General features: G+C 66.9%; 27 protein-coding genes. 9 read left to right on the forward strand and 18 right to left on the reverse strand.

Going from position 1 to position 25,962, the window contains the following annotated elements; all coding sequences use genetic code 11:
• Window positions 1–91: 91 nt before the first annotated feature.
• The 11 genes from ACOGXA_RS05730 to ACOGXA_RS05780 form a co-directional block, all read right to left on the reverse strand.
• A complete protein-coding gene (locus ACOGXA_RS05730) occupies window positions 92–1,042 on the reverse strand; it encodes a PLP-dependent cysteine synthase family protein (protein ID WP_419926314.1) in 951 nt (316 codons plus the stop codon).
• Window positions 1,043–1,052: 10 nt separating this feature from the next.
• Window positions 1,053–1,469: a Mov34/MPN/PAD-1 family protein gene (locus ACOGXA_RS05735; protein WP_419926315.1), complete on the reverse strand. Its 417-nt coding sequence runs from the start codon at window positions 1,467–1,469 to the stop codon at window positions 1,053–1,055.
• Between the two features lie 84 nt (window positions 1,470–1,553).
• Window positions 1,554–2,204 (reverse strand): protein-L-isoaspartate(D-aspartate) O-methyltransferase, encoded by a 651-nt coding sequence (locus ACOGXA_RS05740; protein ID WP_419926316.1) that lies wholly within the window; start codon window positions 2,202–2,204, stop codon window positions 1,554–1,556.
• Between the two features lie 45 nt (window positions 2,205–2,249).
• Window positions 2,250–2,642 (reverse strand): hypothetical protein, encoded by a 393-nt coding sequence (locus ACOGXA_RS05745; protein WP_419926317.1) that lies wholly within the window; start codon window positions 2,640–2,642, stop codon window positions 2,250–2,252.
• A gap of 146 nt (window positions 2,643–2,788) precedes the next feature.
• Window positions 2,789–3,871: an S-(hydroxymethyl)mycothiol dehydrogenase gene (locus tag ACOGXA_RS05750; RefSeq protein ID WP_419926318.1), complete on the reverse strand. Its 1,083-nt coding sequence runs from the start codon at window positions 3,869–3,871 to the stop codon at window positions 2,789–2,791.
• Between the two features lie 146 nt (window positions 3,872–4,017).
• Complete coding sequence (locus ACOGXA_RS05755; protein WP_419926319.1) at window positions 4,018–4,911, reverse strand: cell division protein FtsX; 894 nt, start codon at window positions 4,909–4,911, stop codon at window positions 4,018–4,020.
• A gap of 53 nt (window positions 4,912–4,964) precedes the next feature.
• Entirely contained in the window at window positions 4,965–5,642 is a 678-nt protein-coding gene (gene ftsE / locus ACOGXA_RS05760; protein ID WP_419926320.1) for a cell division ATP-binding protein FtsE, read from the reverse strand.
• A 124-nt stretch (window positions 5,643–5,766) separates the two neighbouring features.
• Entirely contained in the window at window positions 5,767–6,867 is a 1,101-nt protein-coding gene (prfB, locus tag ACOGXA_RS05765) for a peptide chain release factor 2 (protein WP_419926321.1), read from the reverse strand.
• A 22-nt stretch (window positions 6,868–6,889) separates the two neighbouring features.
• Window positions 6,890–9,589: a preprotein translocase subunit SecA gene (secA, locus tag ACOGXA_RS05770; RefSeq protein WP_419926322.1), complete on the reverse strand. Its 2,700-nt coding sequence runs from the start codon at window positions 9,587–9,589 to the stop codon at window positions 6,890–6,892.
• A gap of 75 nt (window positions 9,590–9,664) precedes the next feature.
• Complete coding sequence (gene hpf, locus ACOGXA_RS05775) at window positions 9,665–9,997, reverse strand: ribosome hibernation-promoting factor, HPF/YfiA family (protein WP_419926323.1); 333 nt, start codon at window positions 9,995–9,997, stop codon at window positions 9,665–9,667.
• Window positions 9,988–10,650 carry a ComF family protein gene (locus ACOGXA_RS05780; RefSeq protein WP_419926324.1) on the reverse strand — a complete coding sequence of 221 codons (663 nt, stop codon included), beginning with the start codon at window positions 10,648–10,650 and terminating at the stop codon, window positions 9,988–9,990. The genes hpf and ACOGXA_RS05780 overlap by 10 nt, the downstream gene beginning before the upstream one ends.
• A gap of 217 nt (window positions 10,651–10,867) precedes the next feature.
• On the opposite strand from ACOGXA_RS05780, the gene ACOGXA_RS05785 reads away from it, so the two are divergent.
• Together ACOGXA_RS05785 and ACOGXA_RS05790 are read left to right on the forward strand one after the other, a co-directional pair.
• Window positions 10,868–11,071, forward strand: a complete 204-nt coding sequence (locus tag ACOGXA_RS05785) for a hypothetical protein (RefSeq protein WP_419926325.1) — start codon at window positions 10,868–10,870, stop codon at window positions 11,069–11,071.
• A complete protein-coding gene (locus ACOGXA_RS05790) occupies window positions 11,068–11,448 on the forward strand; it encodes a PIN domain nuclease (RefSeq protein ID WP_419926326.1) in 381 nt (126 codons plus the stop codon). The genes ACOGXA_RS05785 and ACOGXA_RS05790 overlap by 4 nt, the downstream gene beginning before the upstream one ends.
• 45 nt (window positions 11,449–11,493) lie before the next feature.
• On the opposite strand, the gene mtnA is transcribed toward ACOGXA_RS05790, so the two are convergent.
• From mtnA to ACOGXA_RS05820, 6 genes are all read right to left on the reverse strand, one after another.
• The gene (gene mtnA / locus ACOGXA_RS05795; RefSeq protein WP_419926327.1) at window positions 11,494–12,414 is read right to left on the reverse strand and encodes an S-methyl-5-thioribose-1-phosphate isomerase; all 921 of its coding nucleotides are present in this window, start codon (window positions 12,412–12,414) and stop codon (window positions 11,494–11,496) included.
• Window positions 12,415–12,482: 68 nt separating this feature from the next.
• Window positions 12,483–13,919: an adenosylhomocysteinase gene (gene ahcY, locus ACOGXA_RS05800; RefSeq protein WP_419927050.1), complete on the reverse strand. Its 1,437-nt coding sequence runs from the start codon at window positions 13,917–13,919 to the stop codon at window positions 12,483–12,485.
• Window positions 13,920–14,064: 145 nt separating this feature from the next.
• Complete coding sequence (locus ACOGXA_RS05805) at window positions 14,065–15,096, reverse strand: SIS domain-containing protein (RefSeq protein ID WP_419926328.1); 1,032 nt, start codon at window positions 15,094–15,096, stop codon at window positions 14,065–14,067.
• 52 nt (window positions 15,097–15,148) lie between these two features.
• The gene (locus ACOGXA_RS05810) at window positions 15,149–15,385 is read right to left on the reverse strand and encodes a Trm112 family protein (RefSeq protein WP_419926329.1); all 237 of its coding nucleotides are present in this window, start codon (window positions 15,383–15,385) and stop codon (window positions 15,149–15,151) included.
• A gap of 34 nt (window positions 15,386–15,419) precedes the next feature.
• Window positions 15,420–16,580 (reverse strand): mannose-6-phosphate isomerase, class I, encoded by a 1,161-nt coding sequence (gene manA / locus ACOGXA_RS05815; protein ID WP_419926330.1) that lies wholly within the window; start codon window positions 16,578–16,580, stop codon window positions 15,420–15,422.
• Window positions 16,581–16,617: 37 nt separating this feature from the next.
• A complete protein-coding gene (locus tag ACOGXA_RS05820) occupies window positions 16,618–17,400 on the reverse strand; it encodes a CPBP family intramembrane glutamic endopeptidase (protein WP_419926331.1) in 783 nt (260 codons plus the stop codon).
• A gap of 52 nt (window positions 17,401–17,452) precedes the next feature.
• Between ACOGXA_RS05820 and ftsH the strand changes: the two genes are divergently transcribed.
• The 4 genes from ftsH (at window position 17,453) to ACOGXA_RS05840 (ending at window position 21,366) form a co-directional block, all read left to right on the forward strand.
• The gene (ftsH, locus tag ACOGXA_RS05825; protein WP_419926332.1) at window positions 17,453–19,486 is read left to right on the forward strand and encodes an ATP-dependent zinc metalloprotease FtsH; all 2,034 of its coding nucleotides are present in this window, start codon (window positions 17,453–17,455) and stop codon (window positions 19,484–19,486) included.
• Window positions 19,471–19,896: a hypothetical protein gene (locus ACOGXA_RS05830; protein WP_419926333.1), complete on the forward strand. Its 426-nt coding sequence runs from the start codon at window positions 19,471–19,473 to the stop codon at window positions 19,894–19,896. Before ftsH ends, ACOGXA_RS05830 begins: the two co-directional genes overlap by 16 nt.
• A gap of 86 nt (window positions 19,897–19,982) precedes the next feature.
• Window positions 19,983–20,594 (forward strand): class I SAM-dependent methyltransferase, encoded by a 612-nt coding sequence (locus ACOGXA_RS05835; protein ID WP_419926334.1) that lies wholly within the window; start codon window positions 19,983–19,985, stop codon window positions 20,592–20,594.
• Window positions 20,587–21,366, forward strand: coding sequence for an enoyl-CoA hydratase/isomerase family protein (locus ACOGXA_RS05840; RefSeq protein ID WP_419926335.1), 780 nt, complete (start codon window positions 20,587–20,589; stop codon window positions 21,364–21,366). Before ACOGXA_RS05835 ends, ACOGXA_RS05840 begins: the two co-directional genes overlap by 8 nt.
• Here ACOGXA_RS05840 and ACOGXA_RS05845 read toward each other — a convergent pair.
• A complete protein-coding gene (locus tag ACOGXA_RS05845) occupies window positions 21,363–22,388 on the reverse strand; it encodes a ketopantoate reductase family protein (protein WP_419926336.1) in 1,026 nt (341 codons plus the stop codon). The two genes, ACOGXA_RS05840 and ACOGXA_RS05845, sit on opposite strands and share 4 nt — an antisense overlap.
• Window positions 22,389–22,450: 62 nt before the next feature.
• Between ACOGXA_RS05845 and ACOGXA_RS05850 the strand changes: the two genes are divergently transcribed.
• The 3 genes from ACOGXA_RS05850 to ACOGXA_RS05860 are packed head-to-tail and all read left to right on the forward strand — an operon-like array spanning window position 22,451 to window position 25,954.
• On the forward strand, window positions 22,451–22,792 hold the full coding sequence (locus tag ACOGXA_RS05850) for a cupin domain-containing protein (RefSeq protein WP_419926337.1): 342 nt from the start codon (window positions 22,451–22,453) through the stop codon (window positions 22,790–22,792).
• Complete coding sequence (locus ACOGXA_RS05855; RefSeq protein WP_419926338.1) at window positions 22,789–24,777, forward strand: acetate--CoA ligase family protein; 1,989 nt, start codon at window positions 22,789–22,791, stop codon at window positions 24,775–24,777. Before ACOGXA_RS05850 ends, ACOGXA_RS05855 begins: the two co-directional genes overlap by 4 nt.
• Before the next feature lie 25 nt (window positions 24,778–24,802).
• Complete coding sequence (locus ACOGXA_RS05860; protein WP_419926339.1) at window positions 24,803–25,954, forward strand: acyl-CoA dehydrogenase family protein; 1,152 nt, start codon at window positions 24,803–24,805, stop codon at window positions 25,952–25,954.
• Window positions 25,955–25,962: the final 8 nt, after the last annotated feature.

The raw sequence follows: 25,962 nt of genomic DNA on the forward strand, positions 1-25,962 counted from the left end.
GTTTGGGTAGTACAAATATAGCAGTGCTAATGGCCTATAGCACATCGTGGAAAAGAAAACCTGCCTGAAAACAGATATTTTTGCACTGGGATCAAAAGTAGATGATCGACTCCGCACGGGCCACCACCTGTTCGATTGGGTCGGTCCACGCCCCGGTGGAGAGGTACTTCCAACCACCGTCGGCCGACACCACCACAACTGTGCCCTCGCCGACCCGGTCGGCCACCCGAGCAGCTCCGGCCAGCGCCGCCCCAGTGGAAATACCGGCAAAGATTCCCGCTTCCTCAGAAAGCCGCCGAGTCCACTCGATCGACTCCTTGGGTCGCACGATGCGCTTCCCGTCCAAGAGCTGATCGCCGCCCCACTTCTCATACACGGGGGGGATGAACCCGTCCTCGAGGCTGCGCAGGCCGTCCACCATCTCCCCCGCTGGAGGCTCCACCGCCAGCACTTGCACCGACGGCTTTCGCTCCTTGAGGTAGGCCCCCACCCCCATGAGGGTTCCGCTGGTGCCGAGGCCGGACACGAAGTGGGTCACCTCGGGGCAGTCGGCGTAAATCTCGGGACCGGTGGTGTTGTAGTGGGCCCGGGGGTTGGCCTCGTTGCCGTACTGGTAGAGGAATGCCCACTCCGGGTTCTTGTCGGACAGTGTCTGGGCCATCCGGACGGCGCCGTTCGACCCTTCGGCCCCCGGCGACCAGATGATCTCGGCGCCGAACACCTCGAGGAGCTGGCGGCGCTCGGCCGAGACGTTCTCGGGCATGACGATCTTGATGGGGTATCCCCGGAGGCGGGCGATCATGGCCAGGGCTATCCCGGTGTTGCCCGACGACGGCTCGATGATGGTGCGGCCCGGTTCCAGCGTTCCGTCGGCCTCGGCCTCGAGGATCATCTGGCGGGCCACCCGGTCTTTCACCGATCCGGCCGGATTGACCCCCTCCAGCTTGACGTGGATGGCCACCGAGGGGTTCGGCGATAGCCCGGTGACGTCGACCATCGGGGTGTTCCCAATGAGCTCTACAACCGATTTGTGCGCCGCCACAGGCTTCAGATTACCCCTCGACCGCCACCGGCTCCTCGGTTATCTCGCCGTCGAGGATGCGGTAGCAGCGCAGCGCGGGCTCGGGATCCTTCAACGACACGATCACATAGAGCAGAGCGCCGAACGGGTCGAACGCCGAGGCATCGCGCACATCGGTGGGCGACGGATAGGCAGTGGTGTGGGTGTGGGAGTGCATAACCGCCACCAACGCCAGCCCCTCGGCATCGGCAGCGCGCTCTGCCTGGAGATACTCGGCATCGTCGAGCCGGTAGATCTGGCTTGACTCCGCTGCGTTTCGCACCGGAAAGAACCGGTCTGCCTGCTCTGTCCCACTCGGAGCAGCCAACAGCCCGCACGCCTCATGGGGCAGCCCCGAAAGCGCATGGGCGATGACCTCCGAGTAAACCCCGCCACTCAACCTCAGCACCTGATCACGTTACCCGCTGCGCCCCGGCCTTCTTCTAGGACTGCGGAGAGCCGGCCGCTGGGGTGGGAGGGCTCGGGCGCCTGCTCAGGACTCTTCGATGAGGGGGACGAACCTCACCGGGCAGAACTTCTTGGAGGTGGTCTGGTTCCCCATTCGGCGAACGAGGGTGAGGTTCTGGGAGAAGGCCAGCGGTCCGACGGGGATGACCAAACGTCCACCGTCGGCCAACTGCTCCACCAGCCGCGGCGGGATGCCGGAGGCCGCCGCAGTGACCACTACCGCATCAAAGGGCGCTTCCTCCCGATACCCCTGCGACCCGTCGGCGCACACCACGGCGGCGTTGTCGTATCCCAGATCGCCCAGCACCCTGGCCGCAGAGTCGGCCAGTTTGCGGTGGCGCTCCACCGAGACCACCGAGTCGGCCAGCACGGCCAGCACGGCGGCCCCGTAGCCCGAGCCGGTTCCCACCTCCAGCACCCGGTCTTGTGGGCCGATGGCGGCGGCCTCGGCCATGAGGGCCACGATGTAGGGCTGCGAGATGGTTTGGCCCGCGGCGATGGGCAGCGGGTGGTCCTTGTAGGCGTCGCCGGCCAGCTTTCGGGCCACGAACCGATGGCGGGGAACCGACCTCATTGCCTCCAAGACCCGGGGGTCGCGCACTCCCCGTCCCTCGATCTGGCGGCGCACCATGGCCAACCGCCGCTGCCTGTGCCGATCCTCAGCCGCCCCAGCCATGTCCAATGATGCTCCATCCGCCCCCCGTCCGGGGCGGAGAGCGCCCTACCCCTGGGATGACCTCGCCGCTGGGTAGGCGCTGGTCTTCTCGAACACGGCCCGCAGGGCGTCGGCATCGTGGGTGAAATCCCCGCCGCGGTCGGCAGCCGCGTCCCACGGCGGCGCCGGGGCCCACCAAGGAGGCATCTGCGATCCGCCGTCGGAGGTCTCCTCGGGGATGAAGGCCAGGCACCACTGCCATGAGCCCTTCTGGTCGCCGTTGCCCTCATCGGGATAGCCGCCCGGGGGGACCAGGGCATAGGTGAAACCCGGACCGGGGCCCGAATGCTCGATGTCACGCGACCAGAACCGGCGAGAACGCGGCAGCCGAGCGGCCGCGAACGGCAGGGCCAGCAGCAGTAGGACGATGATCGAAGTCGCTATCGTCGTAGGATTCATGTCGGGCATGTCAGGTTCTCCAAGAAGCGCAGATCAATGGTCTGATCAGAAAACACAGGCCCCATAAGCCCCACCCGCAACACCACAGGGTACCTATGCCGCCCAGAAACGTCAACTGCCCCACAAGATACCCCGCTTGTGGGGCCTCAGATCACCACCACCGATCGGAGCACCTCCCCCCGCTCCATCCGGTGGAACGCCTCCTCCACGTCCTCTAGTGCGATGGTCTCCGAGACAAACCGCTCAAGATTCAGCCGTCCCTGGAGATGGAGGTCGATCAGCATGGGGAAGTCCCGAGACGGCAGGCAGTCGCCGTACCACGAGGACTTGAGGACGCCGCCCCGGCCGAACACTTCGATCATCGGCAGCTCGATGCGCATCTCCGGATTGGGCACTCCCACCAGCACCACCACCCCGGCCAGATCGCGGGCGTAGAAGGCCTGCTCGTAGGTTTGGGGCAGGCCGATGGCCTCGATGGCCACGTCCACCCCGTGCCCGCCGGTCAACTCCCGGATCCGCTCCACCGGATCCTCCCGGGCGGAATTGACCGTATGGGTGGCGCCGAACTCCCGGGCCCATTCCAACTTGGTGTCGTCGATGTCGACTCCGATGATGGTGTGTGCCCCGGCCAGCCGCGACCCCTCAATGGCCGCGTCGCCGACGCCGCCGCAACCGAACACCGCCACCGAATCGCCCCGGCCGACCCCGCCGGTGTTCATGGCCGCGCCCAGCCCGGCCATCACCCCGCAGCCGATAAGGCCGGCCACCTCGGGGCGGGCTTCGGGATCGACCTTGGTGGCCTGGCCCGCAGCGACCAGCGTCTTCTCGGCAAAGGCGCCGATGCCCAGGGCCGGCGACAGCTCCTGGCCGTCCAGCGTCATCTTCTGGGCGGCGTTGTGGGTGGCGAAGCAGTACCACGGACGGCCCCGAAGACACGACCGGCAGTTGCCGCACACCGCCCGCCAATTGAGGATCACGAAGTCGCCGGGGCCCACATTGGTCACGCCCTCCCCCACCGACTCCACCACGCCCGCGGCCTCATGGCCCAGAAGGAACGGGAACTCGTCGTTGATGGCCCCCTCCCGATAGTGCAGGTCGGTGTGGCAGACGCCGCAGGCCCGGACGGCCACGAGCGCTTCCCCAGGCCCGGGGTCGGGCACCTCGACCGCCTCGATGCTGACCGGGTCGCCCTTGGCCTTGGCGACTACGGCTCGAACCTGCTGAGCCATATTCTGCTCCTTTCGCCCGGCCGTCGGCCACCGCAGCCGAGACCGCCATCGCTGAACTTACTACGCCCCGACCGCCGCCTTCACCGATGCGGGCGGTATCCCGGCCTGTCAGATGTCCAGGAAACGGCGGGCCCTGTCCCGACCGATCAGATGTCCAGGAAACGGCTTACCGCGATGCCTGAGCCCACCGTGCCCACGATCGCCCCCAGCCCCACCATCTGGAAGCCCAGCGACCACACCCGGGAAGGATCGACGGTGAAGCCCCTCAGCAGCTCCAGCGAGACATCATCGTGGATCACTTTGAAGAAGTTGTTGGTCAACCAGATCAGCGGAATGGCGATCACCCCCCCGATCAGCCCCTGGATAAGGCCTTCGAACATGAACGGCACCCGGATGAACCAGTTGGTGGCCCCCACCAGCTTCATCACCTCGATGTCCCTCCGGCGGGAGAACAGCGCCATTCGGATGGTGTTCAAGATCAGCACCGCGGCCGCCACCAGCAAAACGATGGCGATTATGATCACCCTCTGGCGCAGCCCGTTGGACAGATCCTCGATGGCCCGTATGGTCTCGCTGGCGGTAACCACCTTGGCCACCCCGGGCTGGGCGCGGAATGCGGCGGCCAGCTCGTCCACCCGCTCCGGGAGGGTGTCGGTCGGCTTGACCCGAAACGATGCCGGCAACCGCTCGGGGGTGATGACGTCCACCAGTTCGGGAGAGTCGCCCAGCAGATCCTGCACCTCGGCGTAAGCCTCGTCTTTGTCGATGTAGGTGAACCCGCTGACCTCGGGGGAGTCCTCGAGCTGCCGACGGACATCGGACTCCAGCTCGGGGCTGATATCGGGCTCCATGAACACGATGAACTCCACCCCGTCCTTCCAGCGGACCGTGGCATTGTCGGCCGCGTCGCCGAACAGCAGTGCGGCGCCCAGAAGGGTCAGCGAAATCGTGACGGTGATGATGGTGGCCAGCGTGAGGGTGATGTTTCGGCGGAAATTGCCGGCCGTCTCCCGCAGGACATAGTCGAATCGGAGGCTCATCGGCCCCCGCCCCGCGGTCGGCCCCCGCCGCCGGGGTCCCTCCAGCCCATCGGCTATTCGTACACGCCCCGGGACTGGTCCCGGACAATCTGGCCGCGGTCCAACTCCACAACCCGGCGGCGCATCTTGTCGACGATGCTCCGGTCGTGGGTGGCCATGACCACCGTGGTACCGGTGCGGTTGATGCGGTCCAGCAGCGTCATGATGCCCAGGGAGGTATTGGGGTCGAGGTTGCCGGTGGGCTCATCGGCCAACAAGAGCAGCGGCCGGTTCACGAAGGCCCGGGCGATAGACACCCGCTGCTGCTCCCCGCCCGACAGCTCGTCGGGATAGTTGTGCATCTTCTTGGACAGCCCCACCAGCTCCAAGATGGCCGGCACTTTGGACTTGATCACGCTGCGGGGGCGACCGATCACCTCTAGGGCGAAGGCCACATTCTGGACGACGGTCTTGTTCGACAGCAGCTTGAAGTCCTGGAAGACACAGCCGATGTTGCGCCGCAGGAAGGGCACCTTCCAGCTCGGCAGCTCGCCGATGTCCCGACCGGCCACGAAGACCCGGCCACGATCGGGCCTCTCCTCCTTGTTCAGCAGGCGCATGAACGTGGACTTGCCCGACCCCGACGGGCCCACCAAGAAGATGAACTCCCCCCGCTGCACCTCGCAGGTGGCGTTCTGAAGAGCGAGAACCTCGCCCTTGTAAACCTTGGTGACGTTCTCCATTCTGATCATGCGATGCGAACTCCGAACTGCGGGATCGGCGCGGATCCCGGGGCGGCGGTCCCCCGAGCCCAACCCACGCTATCACCGGCCCGCGATGGCATACGCTCTCTTCTCCTTTTGATGCCGGCAATGCTCACGACATCCGCCTCCAGCGCAGATAGGCCTCGATCAGCGCGTCGAGATCTCCGGCCAGCACACCCTCCACGTTGCCGATCGAAACCGCTGTGCGGTCGTCTTTGACCTGTTGATACGGGTGCAGAACGTATGACCGGATCTGGCTGCCCCACTCGGCTTTCTGGTAGTCGCCGGCTAGACCTGCGATCTCGGCTTCCCGCTCGGCCCGCTTTAGGTCGGCCAGACGGGCGGCCAGGATCTGCATGGCTCGGTCTTTGTTCTGGTGCTGGCTGCGTTCGTTTTGGCACGACACCACTACGCCGGTCGGTAAATGGGTGATCCGCACGGCCGAGTCGGTCACATTAACGTGCTGGCCGCCTGCTCCCGAAGATCGGAAGGTGTCGATCCGCAGGTCTTTGTCGTCGATCTCCACTTCGTTGGACACCTCGGCAAAGAACGGCACCACCCGGAATTGCGCGAACGCGGTATGCCGTCGGGCGTCGGAGTCGAACGGGGAGATGCGCACCAGCCGGTGTACTCCCCGCTCCGACTGCAACAGGCCGTAGGCGTTGCGCCCCGAGATGGTGAAGTCGGCTGAGGAGATGCCCGCCCCCTGCCCCTCAGACACGGAGTCCACCTTGAAATCGAAGCCGCGGCGCTCAGCCCACCCCTGGTACATCCCCAGCAGCATCTCGGCCCAGTCCTGGGCGTCGGTGCCCCCTGCGCCGCTGTGGATCTCGCACACCGCATCGGAGTGGTCGTGCTCGCCGCCCAGCAGCGACCGCAGCTCCAAGTCGTCCACTTTGGCGGCCAGGGAGTCCAGCATCTGGGAGATCTCCGGGGCCAGCGACTCGTCTCCTTCCTCCACGGCCAGCTCTTGCAGCGTGTCGGCGTCTTCCAACAAGGCTTCCAGCCCGGCGAACAGCTCCACGTCCTCGGCCAGCTCGGCCAGCTCCCTGGTCACTGTTTTGGCCCGGTCGGGGTCGTCCCACAGGCCGGGGGCGGACGCGGCCTTCTCCAGGTCGGGGCGGCGGGCGATCAGGTCGTCGATGTGCAGGTAGCGCCGGGCTTCGTCGAGTTTGGACCGGAGCAGGGCGAGGTCGCCGGTGAAGTCGGGCACGGGCCTTCCAAAGATCGAGCAGTCAGCGCCCGTGGCACTGCTTGAATTTGCGGCCAGAACCGCAGGGACAGGGGGCGTTGCGGGGGGTCTTGTCGAATTCCGACTTCACCACCGGCGCCTTCGAGGCGGGCGCCGACTCCTCCACCGCCCGAGGGGCCTCCGAAGCGCGGGCCAGTGAGGGTCGGTTGGACGGGTCGTCCGGACCCGACTCGGTGATGTTGCTGGTGCCGGCGTCATCGGCGCGTGCCGGGGCCTCCACGTTGATCTCCACGTGCATGATGTAGGTGACGAAATCCCGGGCCACCCCGGCCATCATCTGGCCGAACATCTCGAACCCCTCCCGCTGCCACTCGGTGAGGGGGTCCTTCTGGCCGAGGGCCCGAAGGTTTATGCCCTCTTTCAGGTAGTCCATCTCATAGAGGTGCTCTCGCCAGCGCTGGTCGATGATGCGCAGCATGATCTGGCGCTCCACCTCCCGCATGGCCTCGGGGCCGACCTGTTCCTCCCGCTGCTCGAAATGGGCCACCGCCTCTCCCACCAGCAGGTCGTAGAGATCATCGGTGGAGGCGGCTGCACCCAGCTCGCCGGCCCCCATCCCGGTGGGCCACAGCACTCGGATCTCCGTCTCCAACTGCTCCAAGTCCCAATCAGTGGGGTCCTCCGACGTGCAGTGCCCGGCAATCACCGCTTCGACCGCCTCGCCCAGATACACCAGGGCGTCGGCGCGCAGGTCGTCGCCCGACAGGATCTGGGCCCGGCGCTTGTAGATGACCTTGCGCTGCTCGTTGAGCACCTCGTCGTACTTGAGCACGTTCTTGCGGGCCTCGGCGTTCTTCTGCTCCACAGTGCCCTGGGCCCGCTCGATGGCCTTGGTGACCATCTTGGCCTCGATGGGCACGTCATCGGGCAGGGCCCTGTCCATGACCCAGTTCATGGCCCCGGTGGCGAAGATCCGCATCAGGTCGTCTTCCAGCGACAGGTAGAACCGGCTCTCGCCGGGGTCGCCCTGGCGCCCGGAGCGGCCTCGGAGCTGGTTGTCGATGCGGCGGCTGTCGTGGCGCTCGGTGCCCAGCACGTAGAGGCCGCCCAACTCCCTGACCTTCTCGCCCTCGGCCCCGCATTCAGCCTCATACTTCTCGAGCAGCTCGGCTGTCCTGGTCTGGCCCTCTGCGCTGGCGGGGTCGAGCCCCTCGGCGGCCGCGTCCCGGCGGGCCAGGGCCTCGGGGTTGCCTCCCAGCACAATGTCCACCCCTCGTCCGGCCATGTTGGTGGCCACGGTTATGGCATGCAGCCGACCGGCCTGGGCCACGATCTCGGCCTCCCGGGAATGCTGCTTGGCGTTGAGCACCTCGTGGGAGATGCCCCGCTTGTTCAGCACATCGGCCAGCTTTTCGGAGTTCTCCACCGAGCCGGTGCCCACCAGCACCGGCTGGCCCCGCCCATAGCGCTCCACCAGGTCGTCTACCAGGGCATTGAACTTGCCGATCTCGCTCTTGTAAATGAGGTCGCCCTGGTCGGCCCGGACCACCGGCAGGTTGGTGGGAATCGGCACCACGTGCAGGCCGTAGGTGCCGAACAGCTCGTTGGCCTCGCTCACCGCGGTACCGGTCATGCCGGCCAGCTTGTCGTACAGCCGGAAGTAGTTCTGGAGGGTGATGGTGGCCAGGGTCTGGTTCTCCTCTTTGATCTTCACCCCCTCTTTGGCCTCCACCGCCTGGTGCAGGCCCTCCGACCAACGGCGCCCGTCCAGGATCCGCCCGGTGAACTCGTCGACGATCTTCACCTCGCCCCGCTGCACGATGTAGTCCTTGTCGCGGTGGTACAGCTCCTTGGCCCGCAGCGCGGCCTGGAACTGGTGGACCAGGTTGGCGCTGACCGAGTCGTAGAGGTTCTCCACCCCCAGGGCCCGCTCCACGGCGTGGACTCCATCCTCGGTGGGGGCCACGATGCGCTTCTCCTCGTCCACGTCGTAGTGGACATCGCGGCGCAGCCCCCGCACCACGCTGGCGAACTTGTAGTACATCTTGGCCGCGTCGGCCAGGCGCCCGCTGATGATGAGGGGCGTTCGGGCCTCGTCGATCAAGATGGAGTCGATCTCGTCGACGATGCAGTAGCTGTGGCCTCGCTGGACTCGTCGGTCGGCCGACATGGCCATGTTGTCCCTGAGGTAGTCGAAGCCCATCTCGTTGTTGGTTCCGTAGGTGACGTCGCAGCCGTACTGCTCGCGCTTGAACTCGGAGCCCCGCTCCCCGGGAACCACCAGCCCGACGGTGAGGCCCAGCCACCGGTGGATCGCCCCCATCCAGTCGGCGTCGCGGGCGGCCAGGTAGTCGTTCACCGTGACCACGTGTACGCCCTTGGCCGCCAGGCCGTTCAAGTACACCGGAAGGGTTGACACCAGGGTCTTGCCCTCGCCCGTGCGCATCTCGGCCACCCAGCCGAAATGCAGGGCCGCGCCCCCCATCAACTGAACGTCGTAATGGCGCTGGCCGATAACCCGCCAGGCCGCCTCCCGCACCACCGCGAAAGCCTCGATGAGCAGGTCGTGAAGATCCTCGCCGTTCTCCAGGCGCTGGCGGAACTCCCCGGTGCGGGCCCGCAGCGCATCATCCGACAGCGCCTTGGTATCCGGTTCGAGCGCGTTGATGTCGGGCACCAGTTCTTCGAGTGCCTTGAGCTTCTTGCCCTCACCGGTGTTCAGGATCTTCTTGAACACACTCATGCCGGCCCCACTCTACCGCCACCCCCTATCCATCTAGGCAGCGGAGATGGCCCCTGCTGCGCCCCCGCGCCGGGCTCAGCTGGCCCGGCGCTCCCGGGCGTGGTGCTGGCGATCCGTCCGGCGGGTCTTGGTCCGGCGGAGCTGGCGCTCCAGCTTGGCGATGGCCCTGTCGAGGGCGGCGAACGGCGTCGGCCCGTTGACCCGGCTGCGGATGTGATAGCCGTGACCCTCCAGGGTGACCTCGCAGATACCGGGCTCGGCGATGCGGGGGTTCTTCTCCTCGCTGAACCGGACCGTGGCGTGATCGATGCCCGCCAGGTAGCGGCTCAGTTTGCCCACCTTGGTTCGGGTGGCCTCCCCCAGTCGTTGCGACACCTGAATCCCGCTGCTGCTGATGGTCACGTCCATTGCGGCTCCCTTTCGGCTGGGGTTGAGTTGTGAGTTCTCATGTTAACCGCACCGGGCGGCTGTTGTGGGGAGGGCAGCGGCGTGGTGCCGGCCACCACGGCGCAGACCCGCTCGGAACCCGCCCTGATGAGGGTCGTGGCCGCGGCTTGAAGAGTGGCCCCGGTGGTTATCACGTCGTCTACCAGCAACACAGAAGCCGGAGGCGGGCGCCGGTACGAGAACTCCGGCGCGCACGACCGCTGGCGGCGGCTCCGGCCGGTCTGGCCCGCGGCGTCAACCCTCTTCAGCAGGGAGACAACGGGCAGGCCAACCTCTCGTCCGAGGGCCCGAGCCAATAGCTCAGCTTGATCGAATCCCCGACGGCGACGGCGCTGGGGTGACGTCGGCGCCCAGGTCAGTGCAACAGCAGGCAGTCCGGGAGGCAGAGCTGCGGCCATCGCCGATGCCAGCCACCTCACGCTCGACCGCTGATTGTGGTACTTGAGCCGGGCCAGCAACTCCCGACCCGCACCGACGTAGGCGAAGGCCGCCCACAGCCCGGTCAGCGGCTCCGGCGGTGCCATCTCCCCCACCGCCCGCATACCAGCCCTGCACCGCCCGCACGGCGACGGCCCCGGCCCTCCGCATCCAGCGCAAACCCGCATCAACAACATGGCCATACCCTAGAGACGGCCAGTGACAAATTGGCCCCGAGTGCCCGCTGGTGGACCGGAGAAAACCGGGTCTGGCATAATCGTACTACTTCAGTATGATGATTATATGCCAAAGCAACGCGTCACTATCTCAGTGGAAGTCGACCTTCTCCGTCGTGCTCAGGCAGCCGTCCAAGCTGGCGTCTGCCGGTCGTTAAGCGAGTGGACCGGACAGGCTATGACCGAACAGTTGGCCAAAGACGCCCGCCTGGCTGCAATGGATGAGCTGATCGCTGAATTCGAAGCCGAGCATGGCCCCATCACCGACGAAGAGATCGCCGAGCAGAGACAGCGAGACCGAGACGCGTCGGTGGCCTTGAGGCTGGAGGGCGAGAGAAGAGTGGCCGAGTGGCAACGGCTCCAAGTTCAGCAAGCCGAATGAGCGCCATCTTCGATGCGGGGGCGTTCATCGCCCTGGAGAAGGGCGATCAGCTGATGGAACGGCGGTTCAAAGGCGCCCGACAGTCAGCGATCCCGCTAAAGACCCACGGCGGTGTTGTCGCCCAGGTGTGGCGAGGGGGAACCGGAGGCCAAACCCGGCTTGCTCGAGCCTTGCAATCGGTGGAGGCAGTTCCCCTCGATGCGGAGTTGGGGCGACGAGCCGGAGTATTGCTCGCCCGCTGCGGCGAGTCGGACGCCATCGACGCCGCATTGGTGGCCATGGCCGATCACGGTGACGAGATCATCACCTCTGATCCCGAGGACCTGATCGTCCTCGTAGCCGCCAGCCGGCGCAGGATCAACATCATTCCAATCTGAGCCACGGCCATGCGCACAACAGCTGCGCTCCAGGTCAGCCCCCCGTCATCCAATGCTCGTGCTTATGCCCTGTTCGGTGATGTAGCCGGTGACGAGTTCGGCGGGGGTGATGTCGAAGGCCCAGTTTTGGGCGGCCGTGCCCTCAGGAGCGAGCCGGACCCCGCCCACCTCGACCACCTCGGTGCCGGGGCGCTGCTCTACGACAATCTCCGATCCCGATGGAGTGGCCGGGTCGATGGTGGAGGTGGGGGCGGCCACATAGAAGGGCACATCGTGGTACCGGGAAAGCACCGCCAGCGGGTAGGTGCCGATCTTGTTGGCCACGTCCCCGTTGGCCGCGATGCGATCGGCGCCCACGATGGCCAGGTCAACCTCGCCGGCAGCCATGAGCGAGCCGGCCATGGAGTCCACCACCAGGGTGGCGGGGATGCCGAGCTGTTGCAGCTCCCATGCGGTGAGCCGGGCGCCCTGTAGCACCGGGCGGGTCTCGTCCACCCACACCGACGGCTGCCTCCCGGCCTCGTGGGCCGACCGGATCACGCCCAGCGCGGTCCCCCACCCCACGCAGGCCAGCGATCCGGTGTTGCAGTGGGTCAGAATTCGGGCGCCGTCGGGCACCACCGAAGTGCCGTGGGTCCCGATCGCCTGGTTCACCGCCACGTCGTCCACCGCGATCTGCACCGCCGCGGCCACCGGGTCGGCGGCGGCCCGCGCCAGGTCCACCCCCCAGGCCAGGTTCACCGCGGTGGGACGGGTGGCCTTCAGCAGCGAAGCCGCTTCGGCCATCTCCCGGCCCTGCACCGAGGCCAGCGCCACCCCCATGGCCCCGGCCGCTCCCAGCGCGGGCGCGCCCCGGATGGCCAGCTCGAAGATGAGCTCGCATAGCTGCTCGACGCTGTACACATCGACCAGCATCAGTTCGTCGGGCAGCCTCCGCTGGTCGACGAGCCGGATGTGGTCGCCCATCCACTCGATGGTGGGCGGAATGGGGGAATCTTCAATCAGCGGCGACGGCATCACTCCAACCAGCGCGTTCAGTACCGGTAGTGGTCGGCCTTGAACGGCCCCTCGGCCGACACCCCCATGTAGTCGGCCTGGGCGGGGGTGAGCGTGGTGAGGCGCACGCCGAGGGCGTCGAGGTGCAGCCGGGCCACCATCTCATCCAGCTCTTTGGGCAGCGTGGCCACATCGGTGCCGTAGGCCTCGGCGTTGGCGTGCAGCTCTATCTGGGCCAGTACCTGGTTGGTGAAGCTGCACGACATCACAAAGCTGGGATGGCCGGTGGCGTTGCCCAAATTGAGCAGGCGCCCCTCCGACAGGATGATCACCGAGTGGCCGTCGGGGAAGACGTACTCGTCTACCTGGGGCTTGATGTTGATCCGCTGAACATCGGACAGCGCGTTGAGCCCGGCCATGTCGATCTCATTGTCGAAGTGGCCGATGTTGCCCACCACGGCCTGGTGCTTCATCCGCCCCAAGTGCTCGGCGCCGATCACGTCGCGGCAGCCGGTGGCGGTGACGAACAGATCGGCGGTCTCCAGCACATCCTCGAGCCGCTTTACCTCGAAGCCCTCCATGGCCGCTTGCAGGGCACAGATGGGGTCCACCTCGGTGACCACCACCCGGGCACCCTGGCCCCGGAGTGATTGGGCACAGCCTTTGCCCACATCGCCGTAGCCGCACACCACGGCCACCTTGCCGCCGATCATCATGTCGGTTCCCCGGTTTATGCCGTCTATCAGCGAATGCCGGCAGCCGTAGAGGTTGTCGAACTTCTGCTTGGTCACCGAATTGTTGACGTCGATGGCCGGGAAGCGCAGGGCGCCGTCGGCCTGCATCCGGTAGAGCCGGTGGACGCCGGTGGTGGTCTCCTCCGACACTCCCCGAACGCCGGCGGCGATGGCGGTCCACAGCCCGGCATCTTCGGCCAGGGTGCGGCCCAGCAGACGGCGTATCTCGGCCAAATCCTCGGAATCGGCCTCATCGGGATCGCCGGCGTTGCCCTCCGCCTCGGCATCGGCCCCCATGTGAACCAGCAGGGTGGCGTCACCGCCATCGTCCAATATGAGATTGGGCCCTCTGCCGTCGGGCCAGCGCAGCACCTTCTCGGTACACCACCAGTACTCCTCTAAGGTCTCGCCCTTCCAGGCATAGACCGGAACCCCTTGGGGTTCATCGGGCGTGCCGCCGGGGCCGACGGCCACTGCTGCGGCGGCGGGATCCTGGGTGGAGAAGATGTTGCACGATGCCCAGCGCACCTGGGCCCCCAGGGCGGTCAGCGTCTCGATGAGCACCGCGGTCTGCACCGTCATGTGGAGCGAGCCGGTGATGCGGGCCCCGGCCAGGGACTGGTCGTCGAAGTGCCGGGCTCTCAGGGCCATCAGGCCGGGCATCTCGTGCTCGGCGAGGCGGATCTCCTTGCGGCCGGCCTCAGCCAAGGCCAGGTCGGCCACTTTGAAATCGTGCTCCAGGGTCACCGCGACCCTCCCTTGCTGTCTTGGCTTCCTTGCGGGATCTCCCGCTCGGTTCCAAGGAATACCGCCGCAAAAACCTTGCTGTCTTGGCTTCCTTGCGGGATCTCCCGTTCGAATCTAAGGAACACCGCCGCCGAAGCCGTCATCGGGTGCGACCGGCCAGGGCCTGTCGAGCGGCCACGACGGCCGGCACCGGGCCGGGATCGAGGCCCACCGAGGCGGCCATCTCCAAAGCGATGACCGACCCCTGGTACATGAGGTCGAAGATCTGGGCCACCGGACCCTCTCCGGCCGCCTCCACGGTATGGACTGCTCCCACCACTTCGTCCATCAGGTCGATCATGACGTCGAAGCCCCGCATCACCTCGGGGTGCTCGAGATCGTGGCGCAGCACCACCATGGCGAATATCTGCCGGGTCAGATCGCCGTGCTGGCCCCACCCGGCGATCTCGTTGTGGAGAAGGTCGGGCACCCCGGCGTTGAATGCCGGGGCCTTGGCACTGGTGTTGATCATGTTCTTCCAGTGACGGGCGGCCACCGAGCCGAGCCCTCCACCGCCGTATATCAGCGGCACCGTGCCGGCGAGGCGGCGGGCCAGGAAGGCGGCCGGCGCTCTGGCCGCGTCCCGGCGCCTGCGTATCTGGTCCACGGCAAAGCGCACCCATTGGGAGGCGCCGGGGAACAGCCCCATCTGCTCGAGGATGGCCATAGGGGCAACGGTGAGCGCGCTCAGCCCGGCTCGAGGCAGGTTCAGCCTGGGATCCACATTGACCAGCGGGGCGTCCCAAACAGCAGCCATCTCGGCCAGTTGGCCACCGCCGGTCACCACCACCATGCGGCCCCCGGCCTCGGCGGCCAGTGCCGCGGCTTGAACAATCTCCGGCGTGTCGCCGCTGGCGGAGAGGGCGAAGACCAGGGTCTGCTCATCCACATACGAAGGGGGCTGATAGCTCTTCACCACCACGATGGGCAAAGGCATGAACGGCCCTGCGGTTACCGCCAGCAGGTCGCCGGCGAACCCCCCCGGCCCCATGCCCAGGACCAGCACATTGGCGATCTCTGTGCGGTCGGGCAGACCGGGCAGATCCTTGGTCCGGTCGAGCGCGTCCAACATCTGCTCGGGCAGTTGGTTGACCGCCGACCACATGCCCAGCGTGTCCACCCGCTCGCTCATCAGCGGCGCCGATCCTCGATGGCCGCTGGGCTGCCCGCGGTGCGCCAATCGCTCATGTGGCAAACGTGAAGGCAATGGCCTCAGACTCAGCCCTGGCCATCAAGCGCTCGTGCTCCGCCTCCTCCACCGCGTCGGCCTCGTCGATGAGCATGTTGGGGATGTCGTCCTCCACCAGGTAACGGCGGTGCAGGCGGGGGTTGTACAGCGCGTCCTCGTCGGGAAAATACAGCAGCGGGCCCTTGTCCTCGGGGCAGGCCAAGATCTCGAGCAGTCGGGGATCCAGCGCCATGGTCACAGTCTTACCGATAGACGGCCCCGCGGTGCTATCCCGATAGGTTGGTTTGGGCTCGAAACACCAGTCCAGCTCCAAAGATCCGGTACTCGCCGACCCCCGCGGGCAGCCAGACCGCCTGGCCGCCGGTGATCTCGAAGCCGGCCGCGCTGACCCTGCCCGATGCGCACAGCACGATCTCCGGCCCTGTGGGATGCAATCGCACCGAGTCGGCCACCTCGATGCGGGTGAGGCAGAAATCGGGTACCGGGGGCCGAAATGCGAAGAACGGACCGTCGGGCGCCGACACCGGCACTTCGCCGGCAGTGCAGTCCACCACATCCAACAGGGCCGGGACATCCACATGTTTGACGGTGAGCCCGCCCCTCAGCACGTTGTCGCTGTTGGCCATGATCTCCATCGCCACCCCGTGCAAGTACACGTGCAGATTGCCGGCCCCCAAGAACAGGGCTTGTCCCGGGCTCAGCTCAACCAGGTTCAGCATCAGGGCGATGGCCACTCCGGCGTCGCCGGGATGCTGACGGCCAATCCGCACCGCCCACCGCCGCTCGTTGGGAAACGGGCCCGGCTTGGCGCAGGCTTCCACCACTTTCTCGGCGATCTCCGCACCGGCCGACGGGGACCGCTCCAGCAGCCACTGAAGCGCCCGTTTGACCTGGCCCTTGCGCAAGAAGCCCATCGCCGGCGCCAGATCGGGGATCTCCAGTGATTCGAACAGCTCCGCCGCGGTGCTCGGCGGACGGAACCCGCAGAATGCGGTGAACGGCTCCAGCGCGCAGATCAACTCTGGTTTGTGGTTGCGGTCGCGATAAGACCGATGGCCGGCGTCGATGGGGACACCCCGCTCATCCTCGGCGTCGAACCCTGCCCGGGCCTGCTGACGGCTGGGGTGGACCTGGAGCGAAAGCGGCAGTTCCACGGCCAAGATCTTGAGGAGAAAGGGCAGCTCGCCGCGGAATAACCGGGCTGTTTCCGCACCCAATTCGCCCACCGGGTCGGCGGCGATCACCTCGTCGAGGCACCGGTCTGCGCCGCCGCGCCGCAGCACCGACGGACCCCGGGGATGGGCGCCCAGCCACAGTTCGGCTTGGGGCTCGCCGGTGGGCGCCACACCCATGATTCGCGGCAGGGCCTCTCGCGACCCCCACGCGTAGGCCTGCACCGTCCCGTGCAGCACGCCCGGCTTGCTCACAGCCTCAAGGTAGGCGCAAAGCACGCAGCAGCGCCCCTCAAGCCAGCCAGATGAGGTTGATCACCGCGATCAGGTTGAAGCCGACATGGGCCCAGATGGCCGGTCCCAGCCGCTGGTAGCGCCTGACCAGCAGGGCGGCGATGATCCCGAAGGCCATCAACGCGGGAAACTGGAGCGGTTGGAGGTGTACCGCCCCGAAAATCGCCGACGACACCAGAACCCCGGCCCACGCGCCCCATTTCCGCTCGAACGCCCGCAGGGTGAGCCCTCGGAAGAACAGCTCCTCGAAGACGGGCGCCCCCACCACCACCCCCAGCATTACCAGGGCGATGTCGCCGGGGGAAGCGGCCCGATCGGTGATCTGACGGGCGGCCTCGCTCACATCGAAATCGAAGAACTGCTGGAACGGCGCATATATGAGGAACACCACGACGATTTGGGCGAATACGCCCACTGCCAGCCCCAGGGGGACATCCGACACCCGCATCGACCAGCCGAAGTCCCGGCGCAGGCCGTTGCCCCGAAGCGCGGCCGACACCGCCGCGGTCAGCCCCAGCCCAGCCCACAACCCGATCTGCCCCACCGGCAGGGTCCACAGCGGCAGCGCAGGATCAATGCGCCGCTCTTCGAGGGCGTCGAGTAGCCCGTAGCGCCCCACATACGAACCCGTCCCCGTCGCTCCGCCGGCCTCCAGCCCGGACGCCGCCACCACGGCAACCAAGACCACCACTGCCGCCGCCCAGGAGACCGCCAATCCAATGAACACATCGGGCAGTCCCCACCGGATCTCCCGCGCCTTGCTCTGAACGTCAGCCGCCACCGGCCAGCAGCGTAATGGTGGCATTGCCATTGAGCCCCCGTAGAATTGCCCAATGGCCTCCCCGCCGCCCCCGCCGCCCCCGCCTCCCGAGCGGCGCGACCCCGAGGGGGGACCGGGTCAGCAGTCCCCGCAGGGCCGCATGCCGCGGTGGGTGTGGTTCATCGTGCTCGGCCTTTTGGCCGCCCTGCTGTTCTCCAACGTGTTCCGCAGCGACGACAAGGGCGAGGAGATCTCCTTCAAGGCATTCGTCGACAAGGCATTCGTCGACTCGGCCGAATCCGGCCAGATCGAAGAAGCAGAGTACAACAACAACACTGGAGAGATCAAAGGAGCGATGGCGGACGGCTCCAAATTCCATACCACCGGGCCGGTCCCGCTGAGCGAGCAGGTCGAAGCAGATTTGCGAACCAACATCCCCACTTTCGAGTTCCATACCCCCCGCAGCAGCATCTGGGCCAGCATCCTGCCGCTTTTGATTCCGGTGGCGCTGATCTTCTTGATCTTCTGGTGGTTCCAGCGCCGGGCGCAGGGACAGATGAGCGGGATCATGTCCATCGGCCGGTCCAAGGCCAAGACCTACACCACCGAGCGGCCCGGAACCACCTTCGAGGACGTGGCCGGCTATGAGGGGGTCAAAAAGGAGATCGTCGAGGTAGTCGACTTCCTCAAGCTTCCCGAGAAGTTCGCCCAGATCGGCGCCCGCATCCCCAAGGGGGTACTGCTGGTGGGCCCGCCGGGCACCGGCAAGACGCTCATCGCCCGGGCGGTGGCCGGCGAGGCCGGAGTCCCGTTCCTGTCGGTCACCGGATCGGATTTCATGGAGATGTTCGTCGGAGTGGGGGCCAGCCGAGTGCGAGACCTGTTCCAGTCGGCCCGCAAGATGGGCCGGGCGATCATCTTCATCGACGAGATCGACTCCATCGGCCGCAAGCGGGGCGCCGGGCTAGGCGGCGGCCACGATGAGCGGGAGCAGACCCTCAACCAGATGCTGGCCGAGATGGACGGATTCGAGGCCACCGAGGGCATCGTCATGATGGCGGCCACCAACCGGCCCGACATCTTGGACCCCGCCTTGCTGCGGCCCGGACGGTTCGACCGCCAGGTGGTGGTCCCGCTGCCCGAGGCCGACGACCGGCTGCAAATCCTCAATGTCCATGTTCGGTCCAAGAAGATCGCCGCCGATGTGGACCTCCCGCTGATCGCCCGGGGATCACCGGGCATGAGCGGGGCCGACCTCGCCAACCTGGTGAACGAGGCCGCGCTGTTCGCGGTGCGCGGCGAGTCCGATCAGATACGCATGATCCACTTCGAGAATGCCCGCGACCGGGTGCTGATGGGCCAGAGGCGGGAGTCGATGGTCATGTCCGAGGAGGAGCGGCAGATCACCGCCTATCACGAGGCCGGCCATGCGGTGTGCGCCGCGGTGCTGCCCCACGCCGATCCGCTGCACAAGGTGACCATCATTCCCCGAGGCATGGCCCTGGGGGTGACCATGACCCTTCCCGAAGAAGACCGCCACACCCTGCGGCGCGACTACCTGGACGACATGCTGGTCATGCGCATGGGCGGGCGGATCGCCGAGGAACTGGTGTTCGGGGTGTCGTCCAGCGGCGCGGCCGACGATTTGGCCGGCGCCACCGAATTCGCCCGGCGCATGGTGCGGGAGTGGGGCATGAGCGAACGCATCGGGCCGATGGCCTGGCGAAGCGCGGGACAGGTGTTCTTGGGCGATGAGATGATGACCAACCGGGAGTACAGCGACGAGACCGCCCGGGTGATCGACGAAGAAGTGGCTGAGATCTTGCGAACTCAGGAGAACCGGTGCCGCGATATCCTCTCCGAGCATCGCAATGGCCTCGACCTGGTGGCCCGGGCTCTGCTGGAGCACGAGACCATCTCCGGGGCAGAGGTTGGCCGTCTCGTGGAGGTTGGCGCCGACGGCCCCACCGGCGATCCCCGCGATGTGATCGGGGCTGCTTTGGGCGCCCGAAGCACGGGGGGCACGCGGGGCACCGCAACGACCACCGTTGCCTCTGCGGCCAACCTGGAGGAGCCTGACCCCCCGGAGACGTGGCCCGCACCCTGATTGCCCTGGGGGTAATCGCTGGAGCCCTGGCCGTGGCCTGGCTCTACCGGCGCTATCGACCCTCCACTCCGACGGCGCCGACCTACTCGGTCCCCGCCCGGCTGGAGCGATGGGACTTCGCCCAGCCCAACACCGAGTGGCTGCTGGCCGTGTTCACCTCCAAGACCTGCTCCACCTGTGCCGCGGTGATGAAGGCGGCCGAGAGCCTGGCCGATGACGCTCTGGCGGTGCAGGAGGTGGAGTTCCGCCGCCACGGCGATCTGCACCGCCGCTACACAGTGGACGCCGTTCCGTTGGCCGTGCTGGCCGATCGCACCGGTGCAGTGTGCGCCTCGTTGGCCGGCCCAGCCACCGAAGCGGAGCTGTCGGCTCTCGTCGCATCGACCCGCCAGTTACCGGGTACGGTCTAAGCCAGTGAGATTTTTTTCTTGGCTTCCACTCGAATTGAAGAGCCAGTGAAATCTTTTTCTTGGCTTCCACTCGAATTGAAGAGCCAGTGAGCTTGTCGAGGGATTTGGCGCAGACCCGGGAATTCTTCACCTCCCGGGCGTCTGGCTGGGAGGATCGCCACCCCGACGACGACGTGTCGTTCAAGTTGGCCGTTGACCAGCTGAGGCTCTCTCCCGGCGATGCGGCCGTCGACGCCGGCTGCGGATCAGGTCGGGCGCTTGCTCCCATGCGCGATGCTGTGGGATCCCAAGGCGCGGTTCTCGGCATCGACGCCACTCCGGCCATGCTCCACGAAGCGTCCCGCTTGGGGCGGCAGAACATATCGGTTTGCGCGTTGGGAGATGTGGGCCGTCTACCGGTGCGCGACAACTGCGTAGCCGGGATCTTGGCCGCGGGCCTGCTTCCCCACCTGCCCGATCCGGTGGGCACGCTGCGGGAGATGGCCCGGATCGCTCAGCCCGGAGCCCGGTTGGCCGTGTTCCACCCCATCGGCCGCCTCGCTCTGGCCGCTCGCCACCAAGAGCGAGGCGCTCATGCCCATGACATGAACATCGACCCCGACCGCATCGGGCCGCTGCTAGCCGAGGGAGGCTGGACGCTGGAGTTGTTGGATGACGGCGAGGACCATTACCTGGCCCTAGCGGTGTGCAATGGCTGACTGGCCGAAGAGCGATTCCGTTTTGTTCGAGGTAGCAGACGGAGTGGCCTGGGTGACGATCAACCGCCCCGAGGCCCGCAACGCCGTCAACCAGGCGGTATCAGAAGGCTTGGCCGCCGCGTGGGACCGGGTGGAATCCGACGATGACATCGCAGTGGCCGTGCTGACCGGCGCGGGCGAAGTCGCCTTCTCAGCCGGGGCCGACCTCAAGGAGATGGCCGCCCGAGCCGAGCGGGAGTTGCCCTCTCACCTCGCCAAAGGCCGCCTGGCCAACGGAGAGGTCACCAAGCCGACCATCGCCGCGGTGAACGGAGTGGCCTACGCCGGCGGCTTCAACCTAGTCACGCAGTGCGATCTGTGCGTGGCCGCCGACCACGCCCGCTTCGGCATCCTCGAGGCCAAGGTGGGCCGGGGCTCGCCGTGGGCAAACCAATTGGGCTGGCTGATCCCCCCTAGAGTGGCCATCGAGCTGCTGTGTACCGCCGAACCCATCAGCGCCCAGCGGGCCTACGAACTCGGCTTGGTGAACCGGGTGGTGCCCGCGGCCGAATTGAGGTCGGCGGCGGCCACCTTGGCCGCGGCAATCGCCGCCAACGCACCGCTCACCGTGCGCGCCGGCAAAGCCATGGTCTGGGCTACCGCCGGGCTGTCCCCGGCTGAGGCGGCCGCGGTGGCCGACGGGATATACCAGCCGGTCTATACCAGCGACGATGCCCAGGAGGGCCCCCGGGCCTTCGCCGAAAAACGCCCACCCCGCTGGCAGGGCCGTTAGCCCAGCGCTTTCAGCAGCTCGCCCAGATTCTGGGGACTGGGGACTCTTGCGCCGGACTCGATCTCACCCACCATCTCATAGACCGCGTCGTTGGCCGGGGTGGGGATGCCCAGCCGCATGCCCTCCAGCCTGACGAACCCGCTGAATGAGTCGATCTCGGTCTTGCGGCCTCGCTCGATGTCGGTGGGCATTGACCCCTTGACCTCGCCCACCTCGGCCGCGGTGGCCTCCCAATCGGCAGCCAGATCGTCTGCCCCCGGACCTCCCGCTCCGCCGACCAGAATGCGCTCGGCGTCGATGCCGCTGACCGGTTCGATCTGATGGCCCTGCGCCTGCCCCACCGCCACTGCTTCGGACCCGCAGGCCAGGCTCACCCGACGGGGGCCGGGTTGCTCTCGGCAAACCCGAGCCCTGCCCCCGAGCACCGCGTTGACGGGGTTGCTCATGCAGTTCATCACCAGCTTCGACCATATGGCCCCCCAGATGTTGTCGCTGGCCGCAACGTCGATACCCGGGCCCAGAGTCGACGACACTTGCTCCAGCCGATCGGTGCGGGTTCCGTCGAGCTCGCCGATCTGAAGGGTGGGATGCCGGTCAAGCCTCACCAGACCCGGCCCCAATGCCTCGGCGGGAAACAGCACCACCGTGCCGATCACCCGCTCTGAGCCCAGCAACTCGGCCAGCAACGGCTCGTTGACCCCGTTCTGGGCCGAGATCACCGTGGCGGCATCGGCAAGCCGTGGTGCCAACAGCGGGGCCAGCCATTGGTTGTCGAATGCCTTGGCCGCGATAACCAGCAGGTCGATCGGCGCCAGCCGAGGCCACTCATCGATGTGCCAGGCGGGCAGACGAGCAGTCCGCTCCCCTTGCCGACTCGGACCCGTCAGGCGCAGGCCGTCGGCCCGGATGGCCTCTACGTGGTCGGCCCAGGCGTCGATCACGCTCACTTGCCTGCCGCTGAAGGCCACCTCGCCCGCGATGGCGCCGCCTATTCCACCGGCGCCGGCCACAACCACATGCATCAGCGCCATGATATTGGGCCGCCCAAGAGCTGGAACCCGGCCAGCCGTGCTACCAATTCTCTATGGCCCTCACCCGATATCGAGATGTGGAGTGGTTCCAGCCCGGGGAGAACCCCGACCCCGACGACACCGATCTGATGAAGGCATGGCTGCACCGAGGGTCGTTCTTCGCCCACGCCATCCGGCTGGCCCCCGGCTATGTGGTGCCACCCCACAGCCACAACCGGGACGAGTTGATGGTGGTGCTGGCCGGCAGCGCCACCCTGGAAAGCGGTGTGGTGGTGGAGGCGCCCGACTCCCTGCTTTTGGCCGCCAACTTGGAGTACGGCTTCACGGCGGGCCCCGAGGGCATGGAATTCATGGTGGTCCGCACCGGCCAAGCCGGCCTGACCATCACCGGATGAGCCCGTCGGCCAAAGACCTCACCCCGCTGGTGCGGCCCCGGTCCATCGCGGTGGTGGGGGCCACCCCTCCGGGGGGCAACAAGCTGGGGTCGTGGGCGCTGAGCAATCTGCTCAAACACAACGTCTCGGCTGATCTCTACCTGGTCAATCCCCGCTACGACACGCTGGCGGAACGGCCCTGTTACCCCGATCTCGGATCGCTGCCCGAAACTCCTGAGCTAGTGCTGGTCCTGGTCCCGGCCGCCGCAGCCATCGACATGCTGCGCCAAGCTGAGGCCATCGGCTCTCAGGCAGCCATCTTGTTCAGCGGGGGGTTCGGAGAGGGCGACCGGGCTGGGTCACCGCTGGATTTGGAGTTGCAGGCGTTCTTGGCCGGCACCCCGATGGCGGTCTGCGGTCCCAACACCAACGGCGTCATCAACTGCATCGACCGGATACCCGCCGGGTTTCCCCCCTACGCCATGGCCGATGAACTGCCCGCCGGCAACCTCGGCGTGGTGTCGCAAAGCGGTGCTCTGGTTTCGTCTCTGGTCGAGCATCTTCTGGGAAACGGTCTCGGACTCACGGTGGGATTCGCGGTGGGAAACGGCATCGATCTGAAGGTGGGCGACTACGTCCGGCACTTGGCTGGAGACGACAGCACCGAGCAGATCTTGGTGTACGTCGAAGGTCTGGACAACGCCGACCGGTTCTTCGACGCCGCCGATGAGGCCACCAGTGAGGGCAAGCCGGTGATCGTGCTGAAGGGAGGCCGGTCTCCTGAGGGCGCCGCCGCGGTCCGCGGCCATATCGGGGCATTGGTGGGCGACTACGACGCCTTTGCCGCTCGCTGCCGCCAGCACGGCATATTGATGGCCCACGACCTGGCCGAATTGGCCGCCTTGCCCATGGCCCGGGGTCAGTGGGGCAGGCGGGTCGGGATTCTGTCGTCATCGGGGGCAGTGGCGGGAATCCTGGCCGACTCTGCCCGACACAACGGCTTCGAGGTGCCCCCCTTGGGCGAGGCGGCCCACTCAGCGCTGGGCGAAGCCATGACGTTGGGCGAGCCCCGCAATCCGCTGGATCTCACCGGACAGTCGGTGGTCGACTTCGATCTGATGCCGGCGGCACTCAAGGCCATGGGCAACGATCCCGGACTCGACTTGTTGGTACACGGAATGCTGATCGGCCCCGATCGGTCCATAAACAGCCAAGTCGATGCTTTGGCGGCGCAAGCCGAGCGGGGAACGCCGGTTGCGGTGTTCAGCGCGCCCGGTTGGCACACGGTGGACTATCCCAAGCTGCTCGAGGCAAGCATCCCGGTCTTCGGCTCAGCCGACCTTCTGTTCCGGTGCCTGGCTGCCTGGCAGAACCGAACGCCTGAGCTGCCTTCGGCGGAGGCGCCGCTGGCCTGGCCGGAGGAAACCCTCGACGATCTGCTGGCCGACATCTTGTCTCCCTCCTGCGCACCGGCCGACTACACCGACGAATGGCCCGCCGCGGTCAAACTGCTGGGTGAAGGCTTGGACCACAAGACCGACCTCGGGCTGGTGGAGCTCAACGTGGCCCCCGACGACATCGCGGAGGCCGCCGCCCAACTGGAGGCCCGCCGCCGGGATTTGGGCTTGGCTGAAGCAACGGTGGTGGCCCAGCCCATGGCCGACCCCGGCGTGGAGCTGATTGTCGGCACCAGGGTCGACCCCGAGGCCGGTCCCTGCGTGGTGGCCGGACCCGGTGGCGTGCTCACCGAGTTGGTCGACGACGTGGCCATCGCGCCTGCCCCGCTGAGCTTGGCCGACGCCCACGCCCTTTTGGACGCCACCAAGGCGGGCGCGCTGCTAGATGGCTACCGGGGCGAGCCGGGCCGCGACCGAGACGCCGCCGCCGAGGTGCTGGTTAGATTGGGACGCATCACCGCCCGCCTCCTCACAGAGGCCGAGATCAACCCGCTCATCGTGCATACTTCAGGGATCACCGCCGTCGATGTGCTCCTCGGCGGCCACTGAGCATCGTCCAGCGAGCGAGGCGCCCATGGAGTTCACCCCCGAACAGGAGATGCTGCGGGAGTCGGTGCGGGCGTTTGCGGCCAGAGAAATGCCCGACGGCTTCGCCCGAGAGTGGGACATCAAGGGCGAGCCCCCGCTGGACGCCTACCAGCGGTTCGCCGACGCCGGATTCATGGGGGTCGGCATCCCCGAGCAATACGGCGGACAGGGCGGTGGCATCGTGGAGGTGGCCATCGTTTTGCACGAACTGAGCCGAGCCATGATGTCGTTCGCCATCATGGTCTACCGGTCGGCCATCCACGCGTCGGGGGGATTGCAGATCTACGGCAGCGAGGAGCAGCGCGGGCGGTTCCTGCCCGGCATCGCCACCGGCCGCTACAAGTTCTGCTTCTCGCTCAGCGAGCCCGACGCCGGATCGGACGCCTTCAACCTGAAGTGCCGGGCGGTGCGCGACGGTGACGAGTTCGTGGTCAACGGCACCAAGATGTGGAACTCCTTCGCCCGCCACGCCGACTACGTTCTGTTGGCCACCCGCACCTCCGATGAGCCGAAGAAACAGGAAGGCATCACGTTCTTCGTGGTCGACCTGACCAGCCCCGGCATCGAGATCACCCCCATCGAGACCATCGGCGAGCGGGCCAGCGGCACCAACATGGTCACCTACGCCGACGTCCGGGTCCCGGTGGCCAACATCTTGGGCACCGAGGGCCAGGGGCATCGCAATCTCCAGGCCAACCTGGAGCGAGAGCGGTTCTCCTCGCTGCCCATAAACCTCGGGCCGATGGAGGCCATCTTGGAGGAGGCCGTCGACTACGCCAACACCCGGGTGCAGTTCGGCCAGGCCATCGGCCGATTCCAGGCCATCCAGCACATGCTGGCCGACGTGGCGGTGGACGTGAACATCGCCCGCACCCTCACCTGGGACTTGGCCCGGCGCATCGCGGCCGGCCAGCAGTGCGCCCTGGAGGTGTCGATGGCCAAGCTGTGGATCAGCGAGGCCATGATGCGGGCCAGCTACACCGGGATGCAGGTGATGGGCGGCTACGGCTACACCCTCGACTCCAATATGCAGCTCCACTGGCGCAACGCCCGCCTCGGCACCATCGGCGCCGGCTCCAGCGAGATCCAGCGCAACATCATCGCCCGCCAAATCGGCCTCGGCCCCAAGCCCTCCTGACTGCCACC

Origin of the sequence: Candidatus Poriferisocius sp., assembly GCF_965208475.1 — a bacterium.
Taxonomy (GTDB): Bacteria; Actinomycetota; Acidimicrobiia; order Acidimicrobiales; family Bin134; genus Poriferisocius.

Bases quoted from the DNA above. Each gene is read 5' to 3' on its own strand.
- ACOGXA_RS05805 (WP_419926328.1), bottom strand. From the start codon at position 15,096: ATGAGCGAGCGGGTGGACACGCTGGGCATGTGGTCGGCGGTCAACCAA.
- ftsE (WP_419926320.1), bottom strand. From the start codon at position 5,642: ATGATCAGAATGGAGAACGTCACCAAGGTTTACAAGGGCGAGGTTCTC.
- hpf (WP_419926323.1), bottom strand. From the start codon at position 9,997: ATGGACGTGACCATCAGCAGCAGCGGGATTCAGGTGTCGCAACGACTG.
- ACOGXA_RS05840 (WP_419926335.1), top strand. From the start codon at position 20,587: ATGGCTGACTGGCCGAAGAGCGATTCCGTTTTGTTCGAGGTAGCAGAC.
- ACOGXA_RS05755 (WP_419926319.1), bottom strand. From the start codon at position 4,911: ATGAGCCTCCGATTCGACTATGTCCTGCGGGAGACGGCCGGCAATTTC.
- ACOGXA_RS05790 (WP_419926326.1), top strand. From the start codon at position 11,068: ATGAGCGCCATCTTCGATGCGGGGGCGTTCATCGCCCTGGAGAAGGGC.
- ACOGXA_RS05785 (WP_419926325.1), top strand. From the start codon at position 10,868: ATGACCGAACAGTTGGCCAAAGACGCCCGCCTGGCTGCAATGGATGAG.
- ACOGXA_RS05845 (WP_419926336.1), bottom strand. From the start codon at position 22,388: ATGCATGTGGTTGTGGCCGGCGCCGGTGGAATAGGCGGCGCCATCGCG.
- ACOGXA_RS05850 (WP_419926337.1), top strand. From the start codon at position 22,451: ATGGCCCTCACCCGATATCGAGATGTGGAGTGGTTCCAGCCCGGGGAG.
- ftsH (WP_419926332.1), top strand. From the start codon at position 17,453: ATGGCCTCCCCGCCGCCCCCGCCGCCCCCGCCTCCCGAGCGGCGCGAC.
- ACOGXA_RS05810 (WP_419926329.1), bottom strand. From the start codon at position 15,385: ATGGCGCTGGATCCCCGACTGCTCGAGATCTTGGCCTGCCCCGAGGAC.
- ACOGXA_RS05750 (WP_419926318.1), bottom strand. From the start codon at position 3,871: ATGGCTCAGCAGGTTCGAGCCGTAGTCGCCAAGGCCAAGGGCGACCCG.
- ACOGXA_RS05855 (WP_419926338.1), top strand. From the start codon at position 22,789: ATGAGCCCGTCGGCCAAAGACCTCACCCCGCTGGTGCGGCCCCGGTCC.
- ACOGXA_RS05740 (WP_419926316.1), bottom strand. From the start codon at position 2,204: ATGGCTGGGGCGGCTGAGGATCGGCACAGGCAGCGGCGGTTGGCCATG.
- mtnA (WP_419926327.1), bottom strand. From the start codon at position 12,414: ATGGGCGACCACATCCGGCTCGTCGACCAGCGGAGGCTGCCCGACGAA.
- secA (WP_419926322.1), bottom strand. From the start codon at position 9,589: ATGAGTGTGTTCAAGAAGATCCTGAACACCGGTGAGGGCAAGAAGCTC.
- ACOGXA_RS05780 (WP_419926324.1), bottom strand. From the start codon at position 10,650: ATGTTGTTGATGCGGGTTTGCGCTGGATGCGGAGGGCCGGGGCCGTCG.
- ACOGXA_RS05745 (WP_419926317.1), bottom strand. From the start codon at position 2,642: ATGAATCCTACGACGATAGCGACTTCGATCATCGTCCTACTGCTGCTG.
- ACOGXA_RS05860 (WP_419926339.1), top strand. From the start codon at position 24,803: ATGGAGTTCACCCCCGAACAGGAGATGCTGCGGGAGTCGGTGCGGGCG.